We start from the raw sequence: 11,012 nt of genomic DNA, 5'->3' as shown, positions 1-11,012 counted from the left end.
TGGTCGGCACCGTGGTGTTCTTCTCGATCAGCTTGGTCATCACGCCGCCCATGGTTTCGATCCCTAGCGACAGCGGGGTGACGTCGAGCAGCAGCACGTCCTTCACCGAACCGCCCAGCACGCCGCCCTGGATCGCCGCACCCACGGCGACGGCTTCGTCCGGGTTGACGTCCTTGCGCGGCTCCTTGCCGAAGAAATCCTTCACCGCTTCCTGCACCTTCGGCATGCGCGTCTGGCCGCCGACCAGGATCACTTCCTGGATGTCCGACACGCGCAGGCCGGCGTCGTTAAGCGCGGTGCGGCACGGCTCGATCGTGCGCTTGACCAAATCTTCCACCAACGCTTCCAGCTTGGCGCGGGTGAGCTTGATGTTCAGATGCTTCGGACCGGACGCATCGGCCGTCACGTACGGCAGGTTCACTTCGGTCTGGTGCGAGGACGACAGCTCGATCTTCGCGCGCTCGGCCGCATCCTTCAGGCGCTGCAGCGCAAGCGGATCCTTGCTGAGGTCGATGCCCTGGTCTTTCTTGAATTCTTCGATGAGGTAATCGATGACGCGCTTGTCGAAGTCTTCGCCGCCCAGGAACGTATCGCCGTTGGTGGCCAGCACTTCGAACTGCTTCTCGCCGTCGACTTCGGCAATCTCGATGATCGACACGTCGAACGTACCGCCGCCGAGGTCGTACACCGCAATCTTGCGATCACCGCCTTTCTTGTCCAGGCCATAGGCCAATGCGGCCGCAGTCGGCTCGTTGATGATGCGCTTCACATCCAGGCCGGCGATGCGGCCGGCGTCTTTGGTCGCCTGGCGCTGGCTGTCGTTGAAGTAGGCCGGCACGGTGATCACCGCTTCGGTGACCGGCTCACCGAGGTAATCCTCGGCGGTCTTCTTCATCTTCATCAGCACCTTCGCGGAGACTTCCGGCGGCGCCATCTTCTTGCCATCGGAGGTCTGCACCCAGGCGTCACCATTCTCGTGCGCCATGATGCCGTACGGCACGATGTGGATGTCCTTCTGCACTTCCGCGTCGGTGAACTTGCGGCCGATCAGGCGCTTCACCGCATAGAAAGTGTTCTTGGGATTGGTGACGCCCTGGCGCTTGGCGGGCGCGCCGACCAGCACTTCGCCGTCCTTGGTGAACGCGACGATCGAAGGCGTGGTGCGATCACCTTCGGAATTCTCGATCACCTTGGCGCTGCTGCCATCCATGATGGCGACGCACGAGTTGGTCGTGCCCAGGTCGATGCCAATGATTTTGCCCATGATTGTCTGCTCCGGAATCTTTGAATGCGGCCCCTCGCCGCGAATGGTTGTCAGATGGGGTTTGGCGACGGGCCTTCAATGCCAGCTAAACCCTGCAGTTCTGAAATTGTAAGAACCTGTTCAACATCTCAGCGTGGTTCGCACAGGCTCCGAGTGGTTGCCAGGTGGTCGTGCGGGGCGCAGTGCCAGACTGGCCGCCTGGTCAAGCCGCGCCCTGCCGCATCGCGGCCACGCGGGACCTGTGCAGGCTGCGGGGAGGTGTTGAGCAGGTTCTTCACGGTTCAGTCGTCCTTGGCCACGGACACCAACGCCGGGCGCAACAACCGATCATTCAGCACATAGCCTTTTTGCAGCACGGCCACCACGGTGCCAGGCGATTTGCCCGGAGCTTCCACCATGCTTACCGCGTGATGACGCTCGGGATCGAGCGGTTGATCGAGCGGATCGACCTGCACCAGGCCATTGTTGCCGGCGATGCGCAGCAGCTCCTTCAAGGTGAGGCTGAGGCCCTCGCGGATCGCGGCTACATCGCCGCCTTCCACCGCCAGGCCCCGCTCCAGGCTGTCGTACACCGGCAGAAGGTCGTTGAGCAGCTTTTCGTTGGCAAAACGGCGCGCCTGTTCCAGGTCGCGATGTAGCCGGCGGCGCTGGTTTTCCAGCTCGGCCTTTTCGCGCAGCACGGTATCGCGCAATTCCTGGTTGTTCGCTTCCAGCTCGGCCACCTTGGCCTTGAGCGCATCGAGCTCATCGCTCATGGTGGCGTATTGCGCGGCCGTTTCCGGCATCTCGTTGGGCGACTGCGAATCGCTGTTGTGCATGAATGACTCCAAACATCGTCCTGGGCCGGCAAGGCTGCCGACCATTACAAAATCTTGCGGGGTGGACCCGCCTCCCAACCGGCCTCTATAAGGTCGTAGCAGCGCGATTCAAGGCATCGCTGAGCAGCCGGGCGGTGGCCTGCACCACCGGAATCACGCGATCATAAGCCATGCGTGTGGGACCAATCACACCGACCGCACCCAACAGCCGGCCTTGGGCGCCATAGCTGGCGGTGACCACGCTGCAGCCATCCAGTGCGGCAAACCCCGATTCCTCGCCGATAAACAAGCGCACGCCGGGGGCCTTGGCGCAGGTTTCCATCAACTGCAGCAACTCGTTTTTCTTCTGGAACGCCTCGAACAGATCGCGCAGGCGTTCCAGGTTGCCCAGTTCCGCATAGGCCATCAGATTGGTCTGGCCGCTGACCAGCACGTCTTCATCCTGTGGCGCAAACGATGCCGCCGCCAGCTCGACCGTCCTGGACAGCAGCTGGTGCAACTCGCTGCTCGCTTCGCGAATTTCGCGCAACAGATGCGCACGGATGTCGTCCACGCGCAGGCCGATGAAATGCTCGTTGATGTAGTTGGCTGCCTGTTCGAGCACCCGGCCCTCCAACGGCTTGGCCAGTTGGATCACACGGTTCTGCACCTGGTTGTCGGAGAACACCAGGATCACCAGCACGCGCGCCTCGGGTAGCGGCACGAAATCGATGTGGCGCAAGGGGAAATCCGTCTGGCGCGGCACCATCACCACACCGGCGAAATGCGTCATGGCCGATAGCAAGGCCGAGGCATTGCCGGCCAGGTCGCGCACCGTCGTCGGGCCGGGCGGCAGCTCGCGTTGCAGGCGCACCATCTCGTCGCGCGCCAGGGGCTGCAATTCGATCAGGCTGTCGACAAACAGGCGTAGGCCGCGTGGCGTAGGAATACGCCCAGCCGACGTATGCGGCGAGGCCACCAGGCCGGCATCTTCCAGGTCGGCCATGATGTTGCGGATGGTGGCCGGACTCACGTCCAACCCGGAGGAACGCGACAGCGTACGTGAACCGACGGGTTCACCATCGACCAGATACTGCGCGATCAGCGTACGCAGCAAGCGCCGCGCGCGGGTATCAAGTTCATGACCAGGGTGAGGAGACATGCGCTGTGGCAATCCGTGAGACGGCTAAGAAATAAGGTTTGCCGGTGAAGAAAGCAAGAAAGGGGGAAACGGGCAGCACCAAGATCACGACAAGCGTGCCCCTCCCCCATTCCCAGCTGACCGTTCCCACTTACAATTCGCACGACCACTGCCACCCTCACCCCATGCTCACCTCCCTTTACGTCCGCCATCTTGCCGTCGTCGAAGAAGCCGATCTTGCTTTTGGTCCGGGACTGACCGTCGTCAGCGGGGAAACCGGCGCGGGCAAGTCCCTCTTGGTGGATGCCCTGATGCTGTTGGCCGGCGCACGTGCCGATAGCGGCATGGTGCGTGCCGGCAGCGATCGCGCGGAACTGGCGGCAGAGTTCGACCTGGCCAACCTGCCCGAGGCGCACGACTGGTTGAAACGCGAAGAGCTCGACGAAGACGGCACCTGCCAGCTACGTCGCGTGATTCGCACCGAAGGCAGCTCCCGCGCCTGGATCAACGGCCGCCCCGCCACCATCGGCCAGATGAGCGAACTGGCGGCGCTGCTGGTGGAAATCCACGGCCAGCACGAACATCAGGCGCTGCTGGAACGCACGCATCAAATGAACCTGCTGGATGCCTACGCCGAAAACGAGGCACGCGTAGCGCAAGTGCGCGACCTTGCCCAGCAATGGCGGGACGCCGGCGCACGCATCCGCAAGCTGGCCGGCGGCGAAGATCGCGAACATCGCCTGGCATTGCTGCGGCACGAACTTTCCGAACTGGAAAAGTGGGCGCTGCCTGCCGCTGAACTGGCGGAACTGGAAAGCAGCCATAAGCGGCTGGCGAATGCCGGCAAACTCGCCGAAGGCGTCGCCGGCGTGGTCGACCTGCTCGACGGCGATAGCGAATTGGCCTTGCGCTCCTCGCTCACTCGCGCACACGCCGAACTCAGCCGGCTCGCCACGCTGGACGATCGTCTTACCCCGTTGCTCGAATTGCTCGACAACGCGCAAATCCAGCTCAACGAAGCCGTCGACGGACTTGGCCGCTATGCGCAGGATGTCGATCTCGACCCCGAACGCTACGCCGAAGTCGACACCCACCTTACGCGCCTGCACGAGCTGTCGCGTAAGCATCGCTTGCACGTCACCGAACTCGACGCCAAGCGCATTGCCGTGCAAAACGAACTGACCGAACTGGAAAACGCCGGCGATGCGCTCGAACGACTCGACGCGCAACGCGCACAACTGCAGCGCGATTACGACAAAGCCGCCGAAGCTTTAAGCAAGGCACGGCAAACCGCCGCCAGGCGCCTGGGCAAGGAAGTGAGCGCCTTGATGGGTGAACTCGGCATGGCCGGCGGCGTGCTGCAGGTAGCCCTGGATGTCTCAGACAACGGCGACCCCGATCCACAAGGCCGCGAACGTTGCGAACTGCTGGTCAGCGCCAACCCCGGCCAGCCGCCGCGCCCCTTGCGCAAGGTCGCCTCGGGCGGCGAACTGGCCCGCATCAGTTTGGCCATTGAAGTGGCGACGCTGGGCAAGGACACCATCGGCTGCATGGTGTTCGATGAAGTGGATACCGGCATCGGCGGCGCCGTGGCCGAAGTGGTCGGGCAGAAATTGCGTGCGCTGGGTTCGCGCTGCCAGGTGTTATGCGTGACGCATCTGCCGCAGGTGGCTGCACAAGGCCATGCGCATTTGCGGGTAAGCAAACATGCTTCCGGCGGCACCACTCACACGCGCATTGAAGTATTGAACACCGAAGGCCGGCGCGATGAGCTCGCACGCATGCTGGGCGGTGTGGAAATCACTCGCGAAACACGGGCACATGCGAAGAAGATGCTGGAGCAGGCGCAAGTCTAGGTTGTTGCACAGGGGTCACTCCCTCTCGGCCGTCGTTCCCGCGCAAGCGGGCATCCATCTTGCTCTGATAGCCGGATAAAAAATGGATTCCCGCTTGCGCGCATTGCTGTCCGGGGAAAATGAAGTTCTTCAGAAATGCGCGGGCATAGCACCCTGCATCGAAAATTTCCCATGGAAATTCAGTGCCATCAGCTCGTCATTCCAGCGAAAGCTGGAATCCAGTGCCTTTGCAGATTTTCAAGTCGCTGGATTCCAGCTTTCGCTCACTGCTGTCCGGCAAGAAATTTGCGTGGCTCCATATACATCTGCGGCAACCCACACGGCCGTCATTCCCGCGAAAGCGGGAATCCATTTTCAGGCATGCACCAGGGCAAGATGGATTCCCGCTTTCGCGGGAATGACGGCCCTAAGGGATACGGCGATTTTGAGTCTTGCCCTCGGTAGATGAACACTAAGCTGCGTCATATCCATGTCTTGCTGCGGATTCGCAAAGCCGTGCCGGACACTAATGAGCTTTCGCTGGAATGACGTCGTTTTAGCCTTCCCGCAAAAACGGCGAAAATTTCCCCGGAAAGCAGTGCGCTTGCGCGGGAATGACGGCCATCAGGTAAGCGAATGTTTCATGGCACCTACGGCCGCGGCTGCAACAATCCCCGCTCGCTCGCAATGCGGTAAAGATCCAGCTCCGACCCCGCCCCCAGCTTGCCCATCAGGCTCGCGCGGTGGATGTACACCGTCTTCTGCCCAATTCCCAATTCCGCCGCCACCTGTTTCGGTGCACGCCCGGCCGCCAGCAGCAGAAACACTTCATGCTCGCGCGCCGTAAGCCGATCGATGGGGTCCAGCGTGTCGTTGGGACGCTCCGCACGTCGCTGCCGCAAATCGGAGCTCAGGAACTGCTCGCCACGCATCACCGCACGCAAGCCGGCCACCAATTCCTCCGGCGCCGCGCCTTTGGTGACGTAACCGCTCGCACCGCGCCGCAAGGCTTCCGATACGTAAGGCTCGCCATCGTGCATGCTCAGCACCACGATGCGCGTGCCGGTGGCCACGCTGCGCAGGTGCTCGATCAAGGGCAAGCCACTGCCATCGGGCAACGACAGATCCAGCGCGACCAAGTCCGGGCGCGTTTGGCTGATCGCCTCCACTGCGTCGTCCGCGTTGCGGCATTCGGCCACCACTTCGAGATCCGGCTCCATTTCAATGAGCCGTTTGAACCCCTCGCGGACTATGGCGTGGTCGTCGACCAGAACGATGCTGTGCATGGGATCGCACTCTAGCAAATCTTTTCCTTGGCTCAGCCCGGTCGCCAACCATCACAGATCGCCCACCGCTCGCTAACATCGGCGCATGCGTCTAAAACTCTCCTTCCTCACCTCCGGCCCCATGGTCGGTCTCGGCTACGGCCTGCTCTGGGGCCTGCTATGGCCTACCACGCAGCCGGACTGGACCTTGCAATTCGGCCTGCGCTTCGGCGTGTTGCTGCTGTCGCCGTTCCGTTACTGGGGCTGGCTGATCAGTGCCGAGCTGGTGGCCGCCGTATCGATCGAATACTGGTACGGCTATACACCGGACTGGCAGACCTTCCTCTTCGGCGATCTGCCGCAGCCGCTGGCCGTGGCGCTGTGCCTGGGGTTGCTGCGCCGCGCGAACCTCAAGCCGAACATGCGCGACCCGGAAGAAGTCTCGCGCCTGTTGCTCGCCGGCGGCTTCACCGGTGCGGTCGCCACCGCCACCGACGCGTTGATGATGGCCTTGCTCAGCGAGCTGCCTTCGACCGGCTTGCTGGAAGGCTTCGGCAACGAGATGCTGGGCAATTATGTCGGGCTGCTGCTGATCGTGCCGCCGCTGCTCATGCTGTGGCGCACGCGTCCGTCCAAGCAGGAGGTGTCGGAGCTATTGATGGACGGCTTGCTGGTGATGCTGCCGGCCTTGGTGATCCTGCTGATCCTTACCGAACAAGCGGCTCCGCAACGCGAATTCGCGCGCATCCTGTCACTCGCGCCGGTACTGTTCTTTGCGTTCCGGCATGGCTGGCGCGGCGCCAGTCTGTCCATGTTGGTATCGAGCCTTGGCATGGCCGTGGTCGACCGCGTCTTCACCCACGTCATCCCGACGGCTTCCTCGCACATGTTCCTGGCCGTAGCCGGTACCGGCGCCCTGATGCTGGGTTCGGCCACCGATGCGCTCCGCCGCAGCAGTGCGCGCATGGCCGAACAGAACGTCTACCTTGCCGCCGTGAACCGGCGCCTGGACCACCTCGCCCGCCAACTGCGCGACGCCGCCCGCGGCAACCTGCAAACAGAGGAAAACCAACGCCGCCACATGGCGGCCGAACTGCACGACGAACTGGGCCAGAACCTCACCGCCATCCAGACCCATGTGAAGCTGGCGCAGAACCGCCTCAAGCAGGCTGGCATGGAGGACATCAGCACCTCCATCAACGGCATCCTGGCCCACATGCGGCGCGCCCTGCATCGCGTGATGGACGATCTGCGCCCCGCCGTGCTGGACGAGTTCGGCCTGATGCGCGCCCTGGACGAAGGCCCCATCCGCGATCTGCTCGCCACCGCCGGCATGATCTACCACACCGACTTGCACGGTGACCCGCGCATGCTGGAGGAAGACATCCGCACCGCGATCTACCGCCTGGCCCAGGAAAGCGCCACCAACGCGGTCAAGCACGCCCAGGCCACCGAATTCCGTCTGCGCCTGCGCATTGGCGAACGTGCAGGTGCAGCATTGGCTTTGCTGGATATTCGCGACAATGGCGTAGGCCTGCCCGAGCGCGTGCCACGGGGCGGGAGGGGCCTGCAAGGCATGCGCGACCGCGTTACTTCCCTGGGGGGATTGTTCCGTTTACGGCCCGACCACCAAGGCGTGCATCTGCGAATTTTGCTGCGAAGCAGCATTACAAAACGCGAAAGCAGTGACTTGTGACACTGTAACTAGGAAATTTTCCAATACCAGCTCCGTAAAAGCTTCGTTAGGATCAGTCCCATCGATGTGGGGGAGCCGCCGTCGCGAGACGGCGAGCACGAGTCAACCGTGGGGACGGTGGACTCGAAGAGTGGCAGGACGCCACTCCGCCGGAGTCTGGACATATGCGCGTATCTGGAGCAATTCCGATACATAGCAGTCAAGAGACAACGGTAAGCCGCAGGGTGGACAGGAGTCCTCCCGCGGCTTTTTTTATGCCTGCCATTTGACCTGGGAGAATCGACGCCCTCTTCCCAGAGGGGGCGAGGAAACAAAACATTCCGCCAAAGTGCGGATATTTCCTTATTTCTTCCGATTCCCCAGCGGCCTCACATACAACACCAGGCTATGGTCCTGAATCTCATAGCCGTGCCTGGCCGCTATCTCGCGCTGCAGGCGTTCGATCTCTTCGCTGACGAACTCGATCACTTTCCCGCTGTCAACGTCGATCATGTGATCGTGGTGCTGGCCACGATCCAGTTCGTACACCGCCTGGCCGCCCTCAAAGTTGTGCTTGCTGAGGATGCCGGCGGCCTCGAACTGGGTCAGCACCCGGTAGACCGTGGCCAGGCCGATATCTTCCTGATGAGCGAGTAACTTCTTGTAGATGTCCTCGGCCGTCAGGTGGCGGGCGCCGTCTTCTTCGAAGATCTGGAGAATGCGCATCCGGGGGTGTGTCACCTTCAACCCGGCTTTACGGAGTTCTTGAGTTTCCTGCTCCATCGCAAGCTCCCGGTACACGGTCAAATCAGGCCTTAGTGTATCATCGACACCTTCACGATCCGGACGCACTACGAATGCAAAAGCTGATCCGCACACTGGGCTACGCCACGCTGGCACTCTCCCTCGCCAGCTGTCGTCTCGTGTATACCCCCGACGTCGCCCAGGGCAATCTTTTCGATAAAACCATCGACAAGAATCTTGCCGACCAGCTCAAGCCGGGTCTGACCAAGCGCCAGGTGCTGGTGCTACTCGGCACGCCGTCCGTGTCCACCCCGTTCAACCAGAACCGCTGGGATTACGTCTCCACGTATTCGCATCGTGGCGAGAAGATGAAGGTCAATTCCATGAGCCTTTACTTCAACAACGATGTGCTGGTGCGCACCGACGGCAACCTGTACTTCCAGGATGCGCAGAAGCTGGTGCAGCAAAGCAACAAGTACAAGACCAAGTACGACGTCAACGACACCTCCGGCGACAAGGGCGGCAGCGCTGGCGGCGACAATGGTGGTGACAGTGGCGGCGATAACGGTGGCGACAACGGCGGCGGTCACTAAGCGCCTGTCAAGCTTTACTTAGCGCGGCGTCGCCGCGCGTCTTTCGGATCCAGCGCAAGCGACCGGTAGATTTCCACCCGGTCGCCATCCTGCAGCACATCATCGGGGGCCACGCGCCGGGAAAAAATGCCCAGGCGCGACGCATCGAACGGCACCTCCGGCATCGCCTGCAAAATGCCCGACTGCTCCACCGCCTGCAGCACGGAACTGCCGGCTGGCAAGGTGATACGGCGCAGCAATTGGCGTTCTGGCGTGGCGCAAACCACTTCCACCGTGATGCGGTCAGCCATAGACCTTTTCCGCCTCGCGGCAGAAATCGTCCACCATGCGGCTGGCCAGGCCCTGGAAACCCAGCTTCAGCGCCGTGCCGCCCAGGCGGCCGGCATAGTCGAAATCCAGCTCGAGCGCGACCTTGCAGCCTTCCGTGCCGAGCGGGATGAAATCCCACAGACCATCCAGGCTGCGGAACGGCCCATTCACCAGGCTCACCTGCAGGCGGCGCGGACGATCGATAGTGTTGCGCGTGGTGAAACTGTGGTGGAAACCGGCAAACTTGAGATCCAGCCGTGCCACCAGCATGTTGTCTCCCCGCTCGATCACCTCGGCATTGGCACACCAGGCGAAGCGCTTTGGGTATGCTTCGACCTCATTGACCAGGTCGAACATCTGCGCCGGCGAGAATTTCACCAAGGCACTGCGGCGGATTTGGATCACGGCACCCTCATCACAGGAAACAAGGTCGAGCCCGTCCAGAGGCAGTCTGCTCGGGGGCGACCACGTAAAGTTTAACGGACATGGCAAAAGCGAAGGACAAAGACAAAAAAGAAAGCGGCGGCACGATCGCCCTCAACAAGCGCGCCCGGCACGAGTACCACATCGACCAGCGCTTCGAGGCGGGCATCGCCCTGCAAGGCTGGGAGCTGAAAGCCCTGCGAGCCGGCCGCATCAACTTCGGCGACGGCTACGCCGTGGTGCTGAAGAACGAGATCTACCTGGTCGGCACCTCCATCCCGCCGCTGATCAGCGCCTCCACCCACGTGGTGCCGGTCGACCGCCGCACGCGCAAGCTGCTGCTGCATCGCCAGGAAATCGACCAGCTCATCGGCGCCGTGGAACGCAAGGGCTACACCCTGGTGCCGATGGCCATGTACTGGAAAGGCAACAAGGTCAAAGTGGAAATCGGCCTGGCGTGCGGCAAGCAGGAGCACGACAAGCGCAACACCGAGAAGGAACGCGACTGGCAGCGCGATAAGCAGCGTGTCATGCGCTCGCATAATCGCGCTGCCTGAGCATCCCCCTGCCCTTACGTTGGGCGTTACTACCTCAAGATCGTCGTAACGCCTGAGGCCATCAATACCTCAAGGCCGTCATTCCCGCGAAACCGGGAATCCATCTTGCTCTGATGCAAGCGTGAACAAGGAATTCCCTCTTTCAACAAGGGATGATGCTTTGAGTGATGACGTCGCCTATCACGCGTATCCCCCTTCAACGGGTTGATACCACGCACCACAGTCACCATATATAATCGACCAGCTAACGCGATCTTTTTCCCCGGGGGTGTTCTGGCTTCGACGGGGGTAGTGAGATAGCTTGGTGCATGCCGAGGGGGCAGCTTTCCTCGTAAATCCAGCCGCAAACTTATAGTTGCCAACGACGACAACTACGCTCTGGCCGCTTAAGGCCTAGCCCCGAACCCAC

At 61.9% G+C, this 11,012-nt stretch carries 12 protein-coding genes and 1 other RNA gene; 6 read left to right on the top strand and 7 right to left on the bottom strand.

Annotated features, from left to right (window positions below):
• The 3 genes from dnaK to hrcA all read right to left on the bottom strand — a co-directional run.
• On the bottom strand, positions 1 to 1,264 hold a 1,264-nt coding region (gene dnaK, locus V7M64_RS21510), incomplete at its 3' end, for a molecular chaperone DnaK (RefSeq protein WP_333682147.1).
• Between the two features lie 281 nt (positions 1,265 to 1,545).
• The gene (gene grpE / locus V7M64_RS21505; RefSeq protein WP_333682145.1) at positions 1,546 to 2,082 is read right to left on the bottom strand and encodes a nucleotide exchange factor GrpE; all 537 of its coding nucleotides are present in this window, start codon (positions 2,080 to 2,082) and stop codon (positions 1,546 to 1,548) included.
• An 85-nt stretch (positions 2,083 to 2,167) separates the two neighbouring features.
• Positions 2,168 to 3,223: a heat-inducible transcriptional repressor HrcA gene (hrcA, locus tag V7M64_RS21500; RefSeq protein ID WP_333682143.1), complete on the bottom strand. Its 1,056-nt coding sequence runs from the start codon at positions 3,221 to 3,223 to the stop codon at positions 2,168 to 2,170.
• 164 nt (positions 3,224 to 3,387) lie between these two features.
• On the opposite strand from hrcA, the gene recN reads away from it, so the two are divergent.
• Together recN and V7M64_RS21490 are read left to right on the top strand one after the other, a co-directional pair.
• Entirely contained in the window at positions 3,388 to 5,058 is a 1,671-nt protein-coding gene (gene recN, locus V7M64_RS21495; protein ID WP_333682141.1) for a DNA repair protein RecN, read from the top strand.
• 82 nt (positions 5,059 to 5,140) lie between these two features.
• A complete protein-coding gene (locus V7M64_RS21490; protein ID WP_333682140.1) occupies positions 5,141 to 5,506 on the top strand; it encodes a hypothetical protein in 366 nt (121 codons plus the stop codon).
• A gap of 181 nt (positions 5,507 to 5,687) precedes the next feature.
• Here V7M64_RS21490 and V7M64_RS21485 read toward each other — a convergent pair whose 3' ends face one another.
• Complete coding sequence (locus V7M64_RS21485; protein WP_324148023.1) at positions 5,688 to 6,323, bottom strand: response regulator transcription factor; 636 nt, start codon at positions 6,321 to 6,323, stop codon at positions 5,688 to 5,690.
• Between the two features lie 85 nt (positions 6,324 to 6,408).
• On the opposite strand from V7M64_RS21485, the gene V7M64_RS21480 reads away from it, so the two are divergent.
• Positions 6,409 to 7,998, top strand: coding sequence for an MASE1 domain-containing protein (locus tag V7M64_RS21480; protein WP_333682136.1), 1,590 nt, complete (start codon positions 6,409 to 6,411; stop codon positions 7,996 to 7,998).
• 342 nt (positions 7,999 to 8,340) lie between these two features.
• On the opposite strand, the gene fur is transcribed toward V7M64_RS21480, so the two are convergent.
• The gene (gene fur / locus V7M64_RS21475; protein WP_333682134.1) at positions 8,341 to 8,760 is read right to left on the bottom strand and encodes a ferric iron uptake transcriptional regulator; all 420 of its coding nucleotides are present in this window, start codon (positions 8,758 to 8,760) and stop codon (positions 8,341 to 8,343) included.
• Positions 8,761 to 8,834: 74 nt separating this feature from the next.
• Between fur and bamE the strand changes: the two genes are divergently transcribed.
• Positions 8,835 to 9,314 (top strand): outer membrane protein assembly factor BamE, encoded by a 480-nt coding sequence (gene bamE, locus V7M64_RS21470; RefSeq protein ID WP_333682132.1) that lies wholly within the window; start codon positions 8,835 to 8,837, stop codon positions 9,312 to 9,314.
• 14 nt (positions 9,315 to 9,328) lie between these two features.
• Here bamE and V7M64_RS21465 read toward each other — a convergent pair whose 3' ends face one another.
• A complete protein-coding gene (locus V7M64_RS21465) occupies positions 9,329 to 9,604 on the bottom strand; it encodes an RnfH family protein (protein ID WP_333682130.1) in 276 nt (91 codons plus the stop codon).
• On the bottom strand, positions 9,597 to 10,028 hold the full coding sequence (locus V7M64_RS21460; protein WP_333682128.1) for a type II toxin-antitoxin system RatA family toxin: 432 nt from the start codon (positions 10,026 to 10,028) through the stop codon (positions 9,597 to 9,599). Before V7M64_RS21460 ends, V7M64_RS21465 begins: the two co-directional genes overlap by 8 nt.
• Before the next feature lie 80 nt (positions 10,029 to 10,108).
• Between V7M64_RS21460 and smpB the strand changes: the two genes are divergently transcribed.
• Together smpB and ssrA are read left to right on the top strand one after the other, a co-directional pair.
• Positions 10,109 to 10,603: an SsrA-binding protein SmpB gene (gene smpB, locus V7M64_RS21455; protein ID WP_333682127.1), complete on the top strand. Its 495-nt coding sequence runs from the start codon at positions 10,109 to 10,111 to the stop codon at positions 10,601 to 10,603.
• Positions 10,604 to 10,867: 264 nt separating this feature from the next.
• Positions 10,868 to 11,012, top strand: a transfer-messenger RNA (tmRNA) gene (gene ssrA, locus V7M64_RS21450); the annotation flags it as partial.

It is taken from the genome of Dyella sp. (assembly GCF_036746095.1).
In the GTDB taxonomy this organism is placed as follows: Bacteria; Pseudomonadota; Gammaproteobacteria; order Xanthomonadales; family Rhodanobacteraceae; genus Dyella_B.
The sequence above is the reverse complement of the archived record's forward strand: the minus strand, read 5'-3'. Positions and strand labels throughout refer to the sequence as shown.